Origin of the sequence: Ralstonia sp. RRA (assembly GCF_037023145.1) — a bacterium.
Lineage (GTDB): Bacteria > Pseudomonadota > Gammaproteobacteria > Burkholderiales > Burkholderiaceae > Ralstonia.
Genome location: NZ_CP146091.1, coordinates 966,694 through 983,495, shown reverse-complemented (window position 1 = coordinate 983,495; position 16,802 = coordinate 966,694). Strand labels below are relative to the sequence as shown.

General features: G+C 65.0%; 18 protein-coding genes. 11 read left to right on the top strand and 7 right to left on the bottom strand.

From position 1 onward, the window contains the following. Positions 1–16: 16 nt before the first annotated feature. Positions 17–313 carry a YkvA family protein gene (locus V6657_RS04745; RefSeq protein ID WP_048931944.1) on the top strand — a complete coding sequence of 99 codons (297 nt, stop codon included), beginning with the start codon at positions 17–19 and terminating at the stop codon, positions 311–313. A 9-nt stretch (positions 314–322) separates the two neighbouring features. Here the strand turns inward: V6657_RS04745 and V6657_RS04740 are convergent, their stop codons facing one another. From V6657_RS04740 to V6657_RS04725, 4 genes are read right to left on the bottom strand one after another with little or no spacing between them, the layout of a single operon-like run. Beyond that, positions 323–1,303, bottom strand: coding sequence for a quinone oxidoreductase (locus V6657_RS04740; RefSeq protein ID WP_048931943.1), 981 nt, complete (start codon positions 1,301–1,303; stop codon positions 323–325). Beyond that, positions 1,300–1,731, bottom strand: coding sequence for a methylglyoxal synthase (locus V6657_RS04735; RefSeq protein WP_048931942.1), 432 nt, complete (start codon positions 1,729–1,731; stop codon positions 1,300–1,302). Before V6657_RS04735 ends, V6657_RS04740 begins: the two co-directional genes overlap by 4 nt. Positions 1,732–1,741: 10 nt before the next feature. Further along, positions 1,742–2,533 carry an SDR family oxidoreductase gene (locus V6657_RS04730; protein WP_048931941.1) on the bottom strand — a complete coding sequence of 264 codons (792 nt, stop codon included), beginning with the start codon at positions 2,531–2,533 and terminating at the stop codon, positions 1,742–1,744. Between the two features lie 22 nt (positions 2,534–2,555). Continuing rightward, the gene (locus tag V6657_RS04725; RefSeq protein WP_048931940.1) at positions 2,556–3,482 is read right to left on the bottom strand and encodes a DMT family transporter; all 927 of its coding nucleotides are present in this window, start codon (positions 3,480–3,482) and stop codon (positions 2,556–2,558) included. Between the two features lie 183 nt (positions 3,483–3,665). Here V6657_RS04725 and V6657_RS04720 point away from each other — a divergent pair, with 183 nt between their 5' ends. Then, positions 3,666–5,150 (top strand): NCS1 family nucleobase:cation symporter-1, encoded by a 1,485-nt coding sequence (locus tag V6657_RS04720; protein WP_048931939.1) that lies wholly within the window; start codon positions 3,666–3,668, stop codon positions 5,148–5,150. A gap of 63 nt (positions 5,151–5,213) precedes the next feature. Next, the gene (upp, locus tag V6657_RS04715) at positions 5,214–5,864 is read left to right on the top strand and encodes a uracil phosphoribosyltransferase (protein ID WP_048931938.1); all 651 of its coding nucleotides are present in this window, start codon (positions 5,214–5,216) and stop codon (positions 5,862–5,864) included. A 103-nt stretch (positions 5,865–5,967) separates the two neighbouring features. Here upp and V6657_RS04710 read toward each other — a convergent pair whose 3' ends face one another. Together V6657_RS04710 and V6657_RS04705 are read right to left on the bottom strand one after the other, a co-directional pair. Beyond that, entirely contained in the window at positions 5,968–6,120 is a 153-nt protein-coding gene (locus tag V6657_RS04710; RefSeq protein WP_082170095.1) for a DUF3149 domain-containing protein, read from the bottom strand. A gap of 161 nt (positions 6,121–6,281) precedes the next feature. Next, positions 6,282–7,847, bottom strand: a complete 1,566-nt coding sequence (locus V6657_RS04705) for a helicase HerA-like C-terminal domain-containing protein (RefSeq protein WP_048931937.1) — start codon at positions 7,845–7,847, stop codon at positions 6,282–6,284. A 183-nt stretch (positions 7,848–8,030) separates the two neighbouring features. Between V6657_RS04705 and V6657_RS04700 the strand changes: the two genes are divergently transcribed. The 8 genes from V6657_RS04700 (at position 8,031) to rng (ending at position 15,285) form a co-directional block, all read left to right on the top strand. Further along, on the top strand, positions 8,031–8,756 hold the full coding sequence (locus V6657_RS04700) for a YebC/PmpR family DNA-binding transcriptional regulator (protein ID WP_021195086.1): 726 nt from the start codon (positions 8,031–8,033) through the stop codon (positions 8,754–8,756). Between the two features lie 84 nt (positions 8,757–8,840). Next, positions 8,841–10,109 (top strand): phosphoribosylamine--glycine ligase, encoded by a 1,269-nt coding sequence (purD, locus tag V6657_RS04695; protein WP_048931936.1) that lies wholly within the window; start codon positions 8,841–8,843, stop codon positions 10,107–10,109. Between the two features lie 146 nt (positions 10,110–10,255). Beyond that, positions 10,256–11,164, top strand: a complete 909-nt coding sequence (gene hemF, locus V6657_RS04690) for an oxygen-dependent coproporphyrinogen oxidase (protein ID WP_048931935.1) — start codon at positions 10,256–10,258, stop codon at positions 11,162–11,164. Then, complete coding sequence (locus V6657_RS04685; RefSeq protein WP_048931934.1) at positions 11,161–11,871, top strand: nicotinate-nucleotide adenylyltransferase; 711 nt, start codon at positions 11,161–11,163, stop codon at positions 11,869–11,871. Before hemF ends, V6657_RS04685 begins: the two co-directional genes overlap by 4 nt. Positions 11,872–11,941: 70 nt before the next feature. After that, on the top strand, positions 11,942–12,571 hold the full coding sequence (gene rsfS / locus V6657_RS04680; RefSeq protein ID WP_048931933.1) for a ribosome silencing factor: 630 nt from the start codon (positions 11,942–11,944) through the stop codon (positions 12,569–12,571). A gap of 21 nt (positions 12,572–12,592) precedes the next feature. After that, positions 12,593–13,063: a 23S rRNA (pseudouridine(1915)-N(3))-methyltransferase RlmH gene (gene rlmH, locus V6657_RS04675; RefSeq protein WP_027680941.1), complete on the top strand. Its 471-nt coding sequence runs from the start codon at positions 12,593–12,595 to the stop codon at positions 13,061–13,063. Beyond that, a complete protein-coding gene (locus tag V6657_RS04670) occupies positions 13,060–13,692 on the top strand; it encodes a Maf family protein (RefSeq protein WP_048931932.1) in 633 nt (210 codons plus the stop codon). The genes rlmH and V6657_RS04670 overlap by 4 nt, the downstream gene beginning before the upstream one ends. Before the next feature lie 123 nt (positions 13,693–13,815). Beyond that, a complete protein-coding gene (gene rng, locus V6657_RS04665) occupies positions 13,816–15,285 on the top strand; it encodes a ribonuclease G (RefSeq protein ID WP_048931931.1) in 1,470 nt (489 codons plus the stop codon). Between the two features lie 24 nt (positions 15,286–15,309). On the opposite strand, the gene V6657_RS04660 is transcribed toward rng, so the two are convergent. Then, positions 15,310–16,701 carry an MFS transporter gene (locus tag V6657_RS04660; protein WP_048931930.1) on the bottom strand — a complete coding sequence of 464 codons (1,392 nt, stop codon included), beginning with the start codon at positions 16,699–16,701 and terminating at the stop codon, positions 15,310–15,312. Positions 16,702–16,802 lie beyond the last annotated feature (101 nt).

Sequence of the window (16,802 nt, the reverse complement as noted above, 5' to 3'; positions counted from 1 at the left end):
CATCAAGGAGCCCACGATGTTCGGACGACTCTTCCGCCTGTGGAGCGTAGTGCGCAATGACGTGCGCTTGCTATGGTTTGCGCTGCGCCATCCGGGCGCGCCGTGGTGGCTGGCGCCGGCTGCACTGCTGCTGGTCGGCTACGTAGTCTCGCCGATCGATCTGATTCCGGACTTCATCCCGGTGATCGGCTGGGTGGATGACATCGTGCTCGTCCCCCTGGCCTTGCACTTTCTGCTACGCGCCCTGCCCGAACGCGTGCGCGAAGATGCACGCTTTGCCGCCGCTCGGCGCATGAAACCGAGCGGGCGGTAACTTCCCTGCTTATGGCAAGAGGATCGTCGAACCGGTCGTCTTGCGCTCTTCCAGATCGCGGTGCGCCTGCGCCGCGTCCAGCAGTTCGTAGCGCTGGTGAATCTCGATCTTCACCTTGCCGCTGCTGACCACGTCAAACAGGTCCGCTGCCATCGGCTCCAGCAGATCGCGCCGTGCGGTGTATGTCATCAGCGTCGGGCGTGTGAGCTTGAGCGAGCCCTTGGCACTCAGCACGCTGATATCGAACGGCGGCACCGGGCCTGATGCGTTGCCATAGCTGACCATCATGCCGCGCGGAGCGAGGCAATCCAGCGATCCGTTGAACGTGTCCTTGCCGATGCCGTCGTAGACCACCGGCACGCCCTTGCCACCGGTGATCTCGCGCACGCGTTCGGTGAAGTTCTCGCGCGTGTAGACGATGGTGTGATCGCAGCCGTGCGCGCGAGCCAGTTCTGCCTTCGCGTCGCTGCCGACGGTGCCGATCACCGTGGCGCCGAGTGCCTTGAGCCACTGGCATGCGATCAGGCCAACTCCGCCGGCCGCTGCGTGAAACAGCACGGTATCGCCCGGCTGCACGCGGTAGCTGTCGCGGATCAGGTACTGCGCAGTCATGCCCTGCAGCATCATCGCCGCGCCAGTTTCGAAATCGATGGTGTCCGGCAGGCGCACCAGGATGTCGGCCGGCATCGTGCGCATGGCGGCGTAGGCGCCGGTCGGGCGGCCTGCATAGGCAACGCGGTCGCCCGGTTTGACGTGCGTCACGCCCTCACCCACCGCCTCCACCACACCAGACGCTTCCATGCCGATACCGCCCGGCAGCGGTTGCGGATACAGCCCCGTGCGGAAGTACACGTCGATGTAGTTCAGGCCGATGGCGTGCTGGTTGATGGTGGCCTCGCCGGGGCCGGGCCGGGGCACGTCAACATCGACGTACTGCATCACTTCCGGGCCGCCGGTTTCGAAAATGCGGATGGCTTTCGCTTGGGTCATGCGTGAATCTCCTTCGGGTCAGGCTGCACCCGTTGCAGGGCGGACATCACCAGATCGGCGGTCGCCAGGTTGGTGGCGCAGGGAATGTTGTGGACGTCGCAGGCGCGGACTAGCGCGTTGATATCGGGTTCGTGCGGCTGCGGCGTCATCGGATCACGCAGGAAGATGACGGCGTCGACGCGGCCTTCGGCAAGCTGCGCGCCAATCTGCAGGTCACCGCCCCACGGCCCGGACAGCATGCGCTGCACGGACAGGCCGACTTCCGCCTCCAGCCGGCCGCCGGTGGTGCCGGTCGCCAGCAGATCGCATTGCGCCAGGTAGGCCTGATGCGTCTGTGCGAAGGCGATCATGTCGTCTTTCTTGTGGTCGTGCGCGATCAGGGCGATGCGGCGCTTTTTCACTGCGCCTTCGGGCGTGATGGTGGTCATAGGTCTGGGCTTAGAAAGTGCCTGGGAAGGCGCCGCCATCCAGCAGGATGTTCTGCGCGTTCAGGTAACCCGCGTGCTGGCTGCAGAGGAAAGCGCATACGGCGCCGAATTCGGCCGGCTGGCCGAACCGCCGCGCCGGATTGCCCTGGCGCTTGCGGTCAAAGTTGTCTTCTGTGCTGATGCCGGCAGCCTTGGCGCCAGCCTCCAGCGTCTTGGTCAGACGGTCGGTCTCGAACTGACCAGGCAGCAAGTTGTTAACCGTCACGCCATGCTTGGCCACTTCGCGCGCGAGGCCGGCCACGAAGCCGGTCAGGCCCGAGCGTGCGCCGTTGGACAATCCCAGCACATCGATCGGCCCCTTCACCGCACCGCTGGTGATGTTGATGATGCGGCCCCAGCGGCGCTCGATCATCTGGTCGACAGTTGCCTTGATCAGGTCGATGGGGGTGAGCATGTTGGCGTTGAGCGCGGCATTCCACGCATCGCGATCCCAGTCGCGGAAGTTGCCCGGCGGTGGGCCGCCCGCATTGTTGACGAGAATGTCAGGCGAGCCGCCCAGGCGCTCGCAGGCCAGCAGTGCTTCAGCCCGGCCTTCCGGGGTGGTGATGTCTGTGGCGACCGCTTCAACGCGGACACCATGTGCGCTGCGGATACGCTCGGCTGCTGCCAGCAGTGCTTCAGCGCCACGGGCGACGATCACCACATCCACACCCTCTGCCGCCAGCGCATCGGCGCAGGCGAAACCCAATCCCTTGCTTGCGCCGCACACCAGTGCGCGCTTGCCCTTCAGCCCCAGGTCCATCCTGTCTGACTCCTTGTGATCGTTATTTGGATCGGCTAGCACCACGCGACAGCAGCGCCATGCCGGCCAGCACCAGCGCGCTGCCGGCGATCTGCCACACCGTAATCGGCTCGCCCAGCAGCCACCAGCCCAGCAGCAGCGTCGACACCGGCCCGATCATGCCCGCCTGCGACGCAACCGGCGCCCCCACACGCGCCACCGCCATCATCGTAAGCGTGACCGGCGCCACCGTGCAGAACACCGAGTTGATGGCCGACAGCCCGTACACCTGCCAAGGCAACACCAGCGCAGACACGGGCCGCAGCGCCAGAAATTGAATGATGCAGGCCACGGTTGACACGCACATGGCATACGCCACCAGCCGCATCGACCCCACGCGCTTGACGAGCTCGCCGCTGGCCAGCAGATAGATACCGTAGCTGATGGCGCCGGCGAGCACCAACCCGCCGCCCAGCCACACGTTGTTGCCGCCCAGGTTGAGATCGTGCGCGAACACCAGCACGATGCCCGCGTACGCCAACGCCAGAGACACCCATTGCAAGCCGGTGATGCGCCGCTTGAACACCGTCGACGTAATCAACAGCACGAACGACGGCGTGAGGAACAGAATCAGCCGCTCCAGCCCCGCCGTGATGTATTGCAGGCCCAGGAAGTCGAGAAAGCTGGAGAGGTAGTAGCCGATGATGCCCAGGCCGACAATGCGCCAGCGGTCGGCCGGAGCCAGCGGTGCCGCGCGTCGCGACTGCCACCAGCCCATCGCCATGAACAGGGGCGCGGCCAGCAGCATGCGCAGGGTGATGACCATGACGGCATCCACCTGATAGCGGTACATCAGCTTGGCGACGATGGCCTTGGCAGAGAACAGCACGGCGCCCACGGAGGCGAGCAGCAGGCCGCCGGTGTCGGTGGTTCGTGCGGAGTTGGAAGACGCAGAAGACGCGGTGGTCACAACGGAGCGCGAGAGAAGCGCAGGACGTGTTGGAGGGCGCCGTCGATTGTATTGGAATTCAACAAAACGTTCCGACGCGGGGTGCGCTGCACGTGGCACGGCTTTCGCTTGGGCGCACCCCCGACCGCCGTACAATCGCGCCTGCATTCCGAATATCTAAAACGACAACGGATCCCACATCCCATGAGCCAAACCACCTCCCCCGCCTTCTACGCGGGCGCCGATACAGTCGCGGCACCCGACCCGACTCTCTGGAACGAAGACCTCAACCCCACCCCGCAAGCTGCCCGCACCTGGACGGCTACCAACTACGCTGCGCTGTGGGTGTCGATGGTGGTGTCGGTGCCGGCGTACATGCTGGCCTCGGGGCTGATGAGCGAGGGCATGAACTGGTGGCAGGCCGTGCTGACGGTGTTCCTGGGCAACCTGATCGTGCTCGTGCCGATGGTGCTGGTGGGCCACGCGGGTACCAAATACGGCATCCCCTTCCCGGTGCTGGTGCGAGCGTCGTTCGGGGTGCGCGGTGCGCAGTTGCCGGCCATCCTGCGGGCCATCGTGGCGTGCGGCTGGTTCGGCATTCAGACGTGGCTCGGCAGCCAGGCCATCTACACGATCCTGAACGTGGTCACCGACAACATGCTGGTGGGCAGCAACATTCCGGGCCTGGGCATCAACCCGGGCCAGGGATTCTGCTTCCTGCTGTTCTGGGGCCTGCACATCTGGCTGATCACCAAGGGGCTGGAGTCAATCAAGCGCTTCCAGGCCCTGGCCACGCCGCTGCTGATCCTGGCGGCGCTGGGTCTGGTCTGGTGGGCGTACGTCAATGCGGGTGGCTTTGGCCCGATGCTGTCGGCGCCGTCGGCGTTTGCGGCGGGCGGCAAGCGCGCCGGCGAGTTCTGGGGCTTCTTCTGGCCGTCGCTGACCGCCATGGTCGGTTACTGGGCCACGCTAGCGCTGAACATTCCGGACTTCACCCGCTTTGCACGCAGCCAGCGCGACCAGCTCGTCGGCCAGGCGATTGGCCTGCCGCTGCCGATGGGGCTGCTGGCGCTGGTGGCGGTGCTCGTCACCTCGTCCACCGTGGTCATCTACGGCCAGGCCATCTGGGACCCGGTCACGCTGGCCGGCAAGATGACGGGGCCGTCGGTCATCGTCGCGCTTCTGGCACTGATTACCGCCACGCTGATGACGAACATCGCCGCCAACGTGGTGTCGCCAGCGTATGACTTCTCGAACCTGGCGCCGCATCGCATCTCGTTCCGCATCGGCGGCTACATCACGGCGGGCATCGGCCTGGCGATGATGCCGTGGAAGATTCTGGAGACCACCAAGGGCTACATCTTCACGTGGCTCGTGGGTTACGGCGCATTGCTGGGCCCGGTGGCCGGCATCATGATGGTCGACTACTTCCTGGTGCGCCGCACCGTACTCAAGACCGGCGAGCTGTTCCGCGTGGATGGCCCCTACGGCTACGGCAACGGCTGGAATGGCCGCGCCATCGCTGCGCTCATCATCGGCGTGCTGCCCAACCTGCCGGGCTTCTTCAAGCAGGCCGGTTTCGTGACCAGCGTGCCGGGCGTGTTCGAGGCGCTGTACACGTATGCGTGGTTCGTGGGGCTGGCGATTTCGGCCGTGGTGTACATCATTCTGATGCGCGGCCGCCGATAAGCCGCTCGATCATCCACATGGGGCGCGCCGTACAATGCGCCCCACTACTGCATTCTTCTCGCCATGAAACAAGATCCGCGCTTCCCCAATCTGTTCATCCTCAATCACCCGCTGATCCAGCACAAGCTCACGCACATGCGCGACAAGGACACGTCCACGCGTACCTTCCGCGAGCTGCTGCGCGAGATCACGCTGCTGATGGGCTATGAAATCACGCGCAACCTGCCGCTGACCAGCCGCCACATCGACACGCCGATGGGCCCGATGGAAGCGCCCGTCATCGCTGGCCGCAAGCTGGCCGTGGTGCCGGTGCTGCGCGCGGGCGTAGGCATGAGCGATGGGCTGGTCGAGCTGATTCCGTCGGCGCGCATCGGCCATATCGGCGTGTACCGCGACGAGCACCACCGCCCGGTGGAATACCTCGTGCGCCTGCCGGATCTGGAAGACCGCACCTTTATCCTGTGCGATCCGATGGTCGCCACCGGTTACTCGGCCGTGCACGCCATCGACGTGATGAAGAAGCGCGGCGTGCCGGACGAGAACATCCTCTTCCTGGCGTTGGTGGCCGCACCGGAAGGCGTGGAGGTGTTCCAGAAGGCGCATCCGGGCGTGAAGCTGTTCGTCGCCTCGCTCGATTCGCACCTGGATGACAACGCCTACATCATCCCCGGCCTGGGCGATGCGGGCGACCGCCTGTTCGGCACGAAGAACTGATCGCACTGCGTTCCACGCAAACAAAAACAGCCGGCATTGCCGGCTGTTTGCTTTGGTGCATGCGGTGGCAACGAAGTGGCGGGGAAACCGGTAGGGAAGCTGCTCAGGCTTGGCGCTGCCTGGTGGCGCGTTCTTCTTCGCGCATCTTGCGAACGAAAAGGCGCCAGAAGAACGCGCCCATGCCGATGAGAAAGCCGATGACGGCGAGGCTCGCCAGGCCGGTATCGGTCGTGAACAAGATTTTGAGTGCGGTCATATGCCAGATCTCCCGGATTGAGGGCCGCGGCACCGGATGATGCCTCGGCCCGATGCAGTCTAGGGAGACTGGCAGGCCAGGTATTGCGTGCGGTCAAGCGCAGAGGCGGTCTCATCCCGCCCGCCGCGGGTTACCTGATGAAAGTCAGAAACCCACTCAGCTCAGCGTTTCTTCGACCCGCCCAGGATGCTGCCCAGCACCCCACGTACGATCTCGCGCCCGATGGTCGAGCCGATCGTACGTGTCGCTGATTTGGCCAGTGTTTCGACGATCGAATCACCTCGGCCGGTACGCCCCGTGCCCTTGGTCAGGATCGAGCCGACCTCACCCAGCCAGCCGCCGCCCTGCTGTGCAGGCGCAGACGTCGATGCGGGAGCCGGTGCGGAACCTGCCGACGCACCAAAGTCGGTGCTGATAGAGCTCGGTGCCGACGCAGATGCGGCCCCACCTGATCCCACACGACCGGTCAGGATTTCATACGCCGATTCACGATCGATGGCCGTGTCGTAACGCCCCGCAACCAGCGAGTTGGTAATCAGCGCACGGCGCTCCTCATCCGAGATCGGCCCGATGCGCGACGCCGGCGGCACGACAAACGCGCGCTCGGTGATTTCGGGGCGGCCGCCCTCATCAAGCATGGAGATCAGCGCCTCGCCCACGGCCAGTTCGCCAATGGCCTGTTCGATGCTGAACTCGGGGTTCGCACGCATCGTCGTAGCCGCCGCCTTCACGGCCTTCTGATCGCGCGGCGTGAAGGCGCGCAGCGCGTGCTGCACGCGGTTGCCGAGCTGCCCGAGCACCGTGTCAGGCACATCGGACGGGTTCTGCGTCACGAAGTACACGCCCACGCCCTTCGAGCGGATCAACCGCACCACCTGCTCCACCTTCTGCAGCAGCGACGGCGGCGCGTCGTTGAACAGCAGGTGCGCCTCGTCGAAGAAGAATGCCAGCTTGGGCTTGTCCAGATCGCCCACTTCCGGCAGATGCTCGAACAGCTCGGAGAGCATCCACAGCAGGAACGTCGCGTACAGCTTAGGCGCATTCAGCAGCTTGTCGGCCGCCAGGATGTTGATCACGCCTTGGCCACGCACGGTCTGCATCAGGTCGTTGATGTCGAGCATCGGTTCGCCGAAGAACTTGTCGGCGCCCTGCTCTTCCAGTGCGATCAGGTTGCGTTGGATGGCCCCGACGCTGGCCGACGAGATGTTGCCGTACTTGTTCGTGTACTCCGACGAATGCTCGCCCACGTGCTGCAGCATCGCGCGCAAATCCTTCATGTCGAGCAGCGCGAGGCCGGAATCGTCCGCAATCCGGAAGACCAGGTTGAGCACGCCGGTCTGGATGTCGTTCAGCTCCAGCATGCGCGAAAGCATCAGCGGGCCCATGTCCGACACGGTGGCACGCACGGGGTGGCCCTTCTCGCCGTACACATCCCACAGCGTGACGGGGCAACCAGCCCATTGCGGCTCTTCGAGGCCACGCTCCTGCAGACGGGCCTTGAGCTTGTCGTTCGACTGGCCGGGCTGCGAAATGCCGGTCAGGTCACCTTTCACGTCGGCCAGGAAGACCGGCACGCCGATCTTCGACAGGCCCTGCGCGATCGTCTGCAGGGTGACGGTCTTGCCGGTGCCGGTGGCGCCGGTAATCAGGCCATGCCGGTTGGCGAGCTGGGGCAGCAGCACCAACTCAGTTTTCGTGTTCTTGGCAACGAGGATGGGATCGGTCATGGCATTTAGACGGGGATCAATCTTTGGGGGCGGGCGCCTATTGCTCGACCGGATGGACGGGTCGGCGGGCGTGTGCAGCATGCTAAAATCTGCGACCGATTATAGAGCGTGCAGGTGGCGTCAAACCGCCATCTGGGCGCCAGATTCCACAGCATTTCCACCGTATTCCGCTCGGAGAGTTTCATGGCCGGTCATTCCAAATGGGCCAATATCAAGCATAAGAAAGCCGCTGCCGACGCCAAGCGCGGCAAGATTTGGACGCGCCTGATCAAGGAAATCACCGTGGCGGCCCGTCTGGGCGGCGGTGATGCGGATTCGAACCCCCGCCTGCGCCTGGCCATGGACAAGGCGACCGACGCCAACATGCCCAAGGACAACATCCAGCGCGCCATCCAGCGCGGTGTGGGTGGCCTGGAAGGCGCGAACTACGAAGAAATCCGCTACGAAGGCTACGGCATCAATGGCGCCGCCATCATCGTCGACTGCCTGACCGACAACCGCACGCGCACCGTGGCTGAAGTCCGCCATGGCTTTGACAAGTACGGCGGCAACATGGGCGTCGCCGGCTCGGTGGCGTTCCTGTTCGACCACGTCGGGCAGTTCATCTTTGCCCCCGGCACGCCGGAAGACAAGCTGATGGACGCCGCGCTCGAAGCCGGCGCCGACGACGTCGTCACCCATGAAGACGGCGCGCTCGAAGTCATCTGCCCACCCCACGATTTCTCCAAGGTCAAGACCGCACTGGAAGCCGCTGGCTTCAAGGCCGAACTGGCCGAAGTCATCATGAAGCCGCAGAACGAAGTCGAGTTCACCGGCGAAGATGCGGTCAAGATGCAGAAGCTGCTCGACGTCCTGGAAAACCTGGACGACGTGCAGGAAGTCTTCACCAACGCGGTCATCGGGGAATAAGCCCGAGACACGCGCACAACGGCGATCGACCTGACCGATCGCCGTTTTTGTTTTCCAGTTTTCGATTTTTTGAGTAGGTACAGCATGAAAGTGATGGTGGTCGGTTCGGGCGGTCGAGAGCACGCCCTGGCATGGAAGCTGGCACGCTCGCCCAAGGTGCAGGTGGTGTACGTGGCACCGGGCAACGGCGGCACGGCGCTCGACAAGCGTCTGCAGAATCTGCCGATCACGGACCCGGAAGTGCTGGCCGCGTTTGCCGAGCGCGAAGGCATCCACTTCACGGTGGTGGGCCCGGAAGCGCCGCTGGCTGCCGGCATCGTCGACCTGTTCCGCAGCAAGGGCTTGCGCATCTTCGGGCCGACGAAGGCCGCGGCGCAGCTGGAATCGTCGAAGGATTTCGCCAAAGCGTTCATGCATCGCCACGGCATTCCGACCGCCAAGTACCAGACCTTCAGCGATGCAGCGCAAGCACATGCCTACATTGACCAGGAAGGCGCCCCGATCGTCATCAAGGCCGACGGCCTGGCTGCCGGCAAGGGCGTGGTCGTGGCGATGACGGCCGAAGAAGCGCACAGCGCCATCGACATGATGCTGGCCGACAACCGCCTGGGCGATGCCGGTGCGCGCGTCGTGATCGAAGAATTCCTGGCCGGCGAAGAAGCCAGCTTCATCGTCGTGTGCGACGGCAAGAACGTGGTGGCGCTGGCCACCAGCCAGGACCACAAGCGCCTGCTCGACGGCGACGCCGGTCCCAACACGGGCGGCATGGGCGCCTACTCGCCGGCGCCGGTGGTCACGCCCACGCTGCACGCCCGCGCACTCCGCGAGATCATCATGCCGACCATCCGCGGCATGGAAAAAGACGGCATCCCGTACACCGGCTTCCTGTACGCCGGCCTGATGATCGACGCCGACGGCAACCCCAAGACGCTCGAATTCAACTGCCGCATGGGCGACCCGGAAACGCAGCCCATCATGGCGCGCATGAAGACCGACCTGTACGACGTGCTCGACCGCGCCATCGACGGCAAGCTCGACGGCATGGAACTGGAATGGGACCGCCGTACCGCGCTGGGCGTGGTGATGGCCGCCCACAACTATCCGGACACGCCGCGCAAGGGTGACGTCATCACCGGTATCCCGAAGGAAACGGAAGACAGCGTCACCTTCCACGCCGGCACCACGCTCAAGGACGGCGTGTTGACCACCAACGGCGGCCGTGTGCTGTGCGTCGTCGGCCTGGCCGACACCGTCAAGGCGGCCCAGCGCGCCGCGTATAACGCCATCGAACAAATCAAGTTCGACGGCGCCCAGTACCGGACCGATATCGGTCACCGCGCCATCCGCCATTGAGCGATCCCTGCCGCGCTGATGCCCCACCATGGGGCAAGCGCGGCTTCCGTCACCCCGGGTGATTCCCAACAAGCCCTAAGCGGCCCGCCCGCTACAATGGTGACAACCGTATGACCCGGCCGCCCCAACGGCCCCTCCCGAATCTGATGGATACCCAAGCCGTCCGCGCCTACCTGCTGGACCTGCAGGACCGCATCACCACTGCCGCGAGCGCGCTCGACGGCGGCAACTTCGCCACCGACGCGTGGGAAAAACCGCCCACCGAGCGCCTGCGCGGCAGCGGCCGCACCCGCATCCTGGAAGGCGGCGCGTTGCTGGAGCGTGGCGGCGTCGGCTTCTCGCACGTGATGGGCGACACCCTGCCCCCGTCGGCCACCGCCAACCGGCCGGAACTGGCAGGCCGCGGTTTCGAGGCGATGGGCGTGTCGCTGGTCTTCCACCCGCGCAACCCGTACGTGCCGACCGTGCACATGAACGTGCGCTGCTTCGTCGCCGTGCGGCCCGATGCCGAGCCCGTCTGGTGGTTCGGCGGCGGCATGGACCTAACGCCCTACTACGGCTTCACCGAAGACGCGACGCACTTCCACCGCACCTGCCAGGGCGCCCTGGCCCCCTACGGCGACGAGCTGTACCCGCGCTTCAAGCAGTGGTGCGATGACTATTTCTATCTAAAGCACCGCAAGGAAGCGCGCGGCATCGGCGGCATCTTCTTCGACGACTTTGCTGAGCTCGGCTTCGACCGCAGCTTCGAGATGATGCGCTCGGTGGGCGACGCGTTCCTGCCCGCCTGGCTGCCCATCGCCGAGCGACGCCACGCCACCCCGTATGGCGACACCGAACGCGACTTCCAGGCCTACCGCCGGGGCCGCTATGTCGAGTTCAACCTCGTATTCGATCGCGGCACGCTGTTCGGCCTGCAAAGCGGCGGCCGCGCGGAATCGATCCTGATGTCGATGCCGCCCGTGGCCAATTGGCGCTACGACTGGCAGCCCGAACCGGGCTCGCCGGAAGCGGCGCTGTACACCGATTTCCTGCCGGCGCGCGATTGGGTATGACGCTTCCCACGTTCGTGCGCCCCGATCTCGACCGCCCCTACCGCCTCGGCTTGCTGGGCGGCACCTTCGATCCGCCGCACGTCGGCCACATCGCCCTGGCCGAGCTGTGCATCGCCCGGCTCGATCTGGACGAACTGCTGTGGATTCCGACCGGTGTGTCGTGGCAGAAAGCCGCTGACATCACGCCTGCGCCGCTGCGTTTTGCCATGACTGAATTGGCCGCCAAAGCGGTCCGTGGTGGCCACGCCAAAGTCCATGTGACCAGCATGGAAGTCGACCGTCACGGCCCCAGCTACACCATCGATACCGTACGTGAGTTGCGCGACGTCTACGGTCCGGACACCTCCATGGCGTGGCTGATGGGCGCCGACCAGCTCGTCGGCCTGGATACCTGGCACGGCTGGCAAGACCTGTTCGAATACGTGCACCTGTGTGTCGCCACGCGCCCCGGTTTTGACCTGAACGCGTTGCATGTGCCAGTGCAGCATGAGCTTGATGTGCGCCGCGGCGACACGGCATTGATACAATGCGCACCCGCCGGCCATATGTGGATCGACCAGACGCTGTCCGTCGACCTGTCGTCCACCCGCCTGCGCCAGCAGCTTGCCGCCGGCGAACGCTGCGACGCCGACCTGCCCGCCGGCGTGGCCGACCTGACCCAATCGCATTCGCTGTACCGCCGTGCCAATGGCACGGTGAGTGTTTGACCGCGTGATTGACTTCACTCGCGCGCTTTTTGACCTTTCTTTCGCCCTTTAAACGTTCTTCTCACTCAGTATGGATATTCGCAAACTACAACGCGTGATCGTCGACGCGCTCGAAGACGTCAAGGCGCAAGACATCAAGGTCTTCAATACGACGCACCTGACCGAACTGTTCGACCGCACGGTCATCGCCAGCGGTACGTCCAACCGCCAGACCAAGGCCCTCGCCGCGTCCGTCCGTGACGCCGTCAAGGAAGCCGGCGGCCACGTCATCGCCGTGGAAGGCGAAGACGTGGGCGAATGGGTGCTGGTCGACTGCGGCGACGCCGTGGTCCACATCTTCCAGCCGCAACTGCGCCAGTACTACAACCTGGAAGAAATCTGGGGCGACAAGCCGGTGCGCGTCGAACTCGGCGGGACCGGCAAGCGCGGTCTGCCCAAGGCCAGCGAAGGCTACGACGACGAGGAAGACGAGGCCGAAGAGGTCACGCCGGCCAAGCGCCGTACCACCAAGCCGGCACTGGCTGGTGAGCGCCCGACCAAGGCTGCAGCGCCGGCCAAGAAGGCGCCCGCCAAGACCGCTGCCAAGAAGCCTGCCACCAAGCGCGCAACCGGCACCGGCAAGCCCGCCACGAAGACTGCCGCAAAAACGGCGACCAAGACGGCAGCCAAGCGCGCTCCGGCCAAGAAGCGGGCAGCGTAATTTCGCGCCGGTAGTCTCGCCATGCAGTTGCTGATCGTCGCCGTCGGGCACAAGATGCCGTCCTGGATCGAGGACGGCTTCTCTGAATACGCCAAGCGCATGCCGCCCGAACTGCGCATCGAACTGCGCGAGATCAAGCCCGAGCAGCGCTCGGGCAGCCGCACCGCCGCCACCGTCATGCAGTTGGAAGCCGCACGCATTGAAGCCGCGCTGCCCAAAGGCTGCCGCATGATCGCCCTGGATGAGCGCGGCAAGGACCTGACCACCGTGGCACTTGCCGAATCCCTCACCGGATGGCAACAGGAAGGCGGCGACATCGCTTTCGTGATTGGCGGCGCGGACGGGCTTGACCCGGCGCTCAAGGCGAAAGCCCGCACGTTGATCCGCCTGTCGAGCCTGACCCTGCCGCACGGCATGGTGCGCGTGCTGCTGGCCGAACAGCTCTACCGCGCGTGGAGCATCACCCAGAACCACCCGTACCACCGCGTATGACCATGGATCTGACGGGCCAAAGCGGCGCGCCGCATCTCTATCTCGCATCCCAAAGCCCGCGCCGGCAGGACTTGCTGCGCCAGATCGGCGCGCGCTTCGAGCTGCTGCTGGCCGATGGTGATGAGGATGCCGAAGCGCTGGAAGCCGTGCTTCCCGGCGAAACGCCCGATGACTACGTCCAACGCGTCTGCGCATTGAAAGCGCAAGCCGCCGCGCGCCGCCGCGTCGCGCGCAACCTGCCCGCCCTGCCGATCCTCACGTCCGACACCACGGTGTGCCTGGGCGGCGAGATTCTCGGCAAGCCGACCGACGCCGCCGACGCCCACCGCATGCTGCGCGGCATGTCCGGCCGCGAGCACCGAGTGCTAACCGCCGTCACCGTTGTCAAAGCCGACGGTACGCCGATGCATGCACTGTCCATTTCCGACGTGCGCTTTGCCGTGCTGACGGACAACGACATCGCCCGCTACATCGCCAGCGGCGAGCCCTTCGGCAAGGCCGGCGCGTACGGCATCCAGGGCCGCGCAGCCGCCTTTGTCGCCCATATTTCGGGAAGCTATTCGGGTATCATGGGTCTACCCTTGTTCGAGACGGCAGCACTGCTCGCACAGGCGGGCATCACGCTGTAACTCGCCCTCTGACCGGCCGCTGAAGCACGCACCGGACAGCGTGCGGGGGCCGGTTTCAAGACACGCTTCGGGCGCAGGACAAGCCTGGAGGCGGGTGCTGAAACCCGCTCTCTTGGTATCCCCATGTCCGAAGACATCCTCGTCAATATCACGCCGCAAGAAACGCGCGTGGCCATCGTCCAGCAAGCCGCCGTTCAGGAGCTCCACATCGAGCGCACACTCACGCGCGGGCTGGTCGGCAACATCTACCTCGGTAAGGTTGTGCGCGTGCTTCCGGGCATGCAATCCGCGTTCATCGACATCGGCCTGGAGCGCGCGGCGTTCCTGCACGTGGCCGACATCTGGCACCCGCGCGATGCCAAGGACGCCCCGCCCACGCCGCAGGTCGCCATTGAGAAGACGCTGTTCGAAGGCCAGGCCCTGATGGTGCAAGTCATCAAGGACCCGATCGGCACCAAGGGCGCGCGGCTCTCCACGCAGGTCAGCATTGCCGGCCGCACGCTCGTGTATCTGCCGCAGGATCCGCACATCGGTATCTCGCAGAAGATCGGCAACGAGGCTGAGCGTGAAGCGCTGCGTGCGCGTGTGACGGCGATGGTGCCGACCGAGGAGCGTGGCGGCTTCATCGTGCGCACGATCGCCGAAGAATCGACCGACGAAGAGCTCGCCAACGACGTCGCCTACCTGCGCAAGATCTGGGCGACCATCCGCCACAACGCCACCACCCTGCCCGCGCCGTCGATCCTGTACCAGGACCTGAACCTCGCCCAGCGCGTGCTGCGCGATTTCGTGACGGATGAAACGCGCAGCATCCAAGTCGATTCGCGCGAGAACCATCAGAAGCTGATCGAATTTGCGCAGGAATACACACCTGCCGTGGTCGAGCGCCTGACGCACTACACCGGCGAGCGGCCGATCTTCGATCTGTACAACATCGAGGCGGAAGTCGAGCGCGCGCTGTCGCGCCGCGTCGATCTGAAATCGGGCGGCTACCTGATGATCGACCAGACCGAGGCGATGACGACCATCGACGTCAACACCGGCGGCTACGTGGGCGCGCGCAACTTCGACGACACGATCTTCAAGACCAACCTGGAAGCTGCGCACACCATCGCACGGCAACTGCGGCTGCGCAATCTGGGCGGCATCATCATCATCGACTTCATCGACATGGAGTCCGCCGACCATCGCGATGCGGTGCTGGCCGAGTTGCGCAAGGCGCTGTCGCGCGACCGCACGCGCATCACGGTCAACAGCTTCTCGCAGCTGGGGCTTGTGGAGATGACGCGCAAACGCACGCGGGAATCGCTTGCGCACGTGCTGTGTGAACAGTGCCCGGTGTGCCAGGGCAAGGGCCAGGTGAAGACGCCGCGTACGGTGTGCTACGACATCCTGCGGGAGATCATGCGCGAGTCCCGGCAGTTCAATCCGCGCGAGTTCCGCATCTTGGCCTCGCAGTCGGTGATCGACTTGTTCCTGGAAGAAGAAAGCCAGCACCTGGCGATGCTGGGCGACTTTATCGGCAAGCCGATTTCGTTGCAGGTGGAGTCATCCGCGGCCAGCCAGGAGCAGTACGACATCATCTTGATGTAACACTGCTCCAAGCGTGCACGGCCGCTACGGTTTGACTGGGCTGCCGTGCGGCACCGGCGCGGCGGCCACCTCATTGGCGGCGCGCGCGGTCAACCGCGGAATCTGCTCCCGCATCACCAGCAACGCACCCAGCACCACCAGCATGGCGATCCCCAGCATCGCCAGGTAAGCACTCGAACCACCTGCCGTGATGACCATGGCGCCAGCAAACGCACTCAGGATCGCGCCCAGTCGCCCGAATGCGACGGCAGAGGCGGTGCCCGTGGCGCGCACCGCTGTCGGATAGACAAACGCACACAGCGCGTACATGGTCGACTGCACCGCGTTGACGAACAGCCCATGCAAGCCCAAACCGACGATCAACAATTGCGTGCTCTGCCGGGTATCCACACCCTGCATAGCGAATGCGCTCAGTGCTGCGCCGATGCAGCACAGTGCCATGGGCCAGCGTGAGCCCCAGCGCGCAATCGCCACGGCACACACCAGCGCGCCGATCACGCCGCCCAGGTTGTAGGCCGTCAAACCCTGCCCCGCCACCGCCACACTCAACCCCTCCGAGGCCAGCATGGTCGGCAGCCAGCTGAATGCTGCGTACACCGCCAGCAGGCACATGAAGAAAGCCGCCCACAACGCCACCGTGTCGCGCGCCTGCCCCGGCGCAAAGAGCGAGCGGAACCCAGCGTGCTGGATGACCTTCTGGCCAGCCAGATCGGTGAAGGTGGCATCAGCCGGCGTGGAGCGCTCCATGCGCGTCAGCAGCCTGGCCAGTTGTGGCCAATGCGACTGGCGACGCGCCAGGAATCGAGGTGACTCCGGCAGTGCCGCAACCAGTACGAACCCAAGCACCAGCGGCAGCGCGCCACCAATCCAGAACAGCCCGCGCCATCCGTAGATCGGCAGCACGTGGCCGGCGAACATCCCCGCCAGCATGCCTCCCAGCGGTACGCACACGATGGTGGCGGTCACCGCCAGCGTGCGGCGCCGGGCCGGCGTGAACTCGGCCGTCATCGTGGTTGAGCTCGGCAGTGCGCCACCAATGCCCAGGCCCGCGATAAAACGCAGCGCGGCAATCGTCGCCACATTGGGTGCAAAACCGATCATGCAGGTGGCCGCACCAAACACGAACACGCTGCCGATCAGCGCCCAGCGCCGCCCGAAGCGATCGGCAAACAAGCCGGCGAGCGCGCTTCCGATGCCCATGCCGATCAAGCCAGCAGCCACCGCCGGCGCAAATGCGTTGCGCGTGATGCCCCACTCCTTGATGAGCACGGGGATGGCGAAGCCGATCAACTGGCCATCAAACCCATCCATGACGATGGCGAATGCCGCGAGCAGCACGGCGGCCTTCTGGGCAAACGAAAACGGCCCATCATCCAAGACACTGCCGATGTCGATGGGGGCACGATCTTGGCTCATACCGGCCTCCGCTGAGAAGTGGAACGGCAAGGTAGTGAACCAGGCGCATACGCCTGTGCAAGCGCGCTAGACGCGCTCGCCAGTCTGAAGCTGCACAGCAT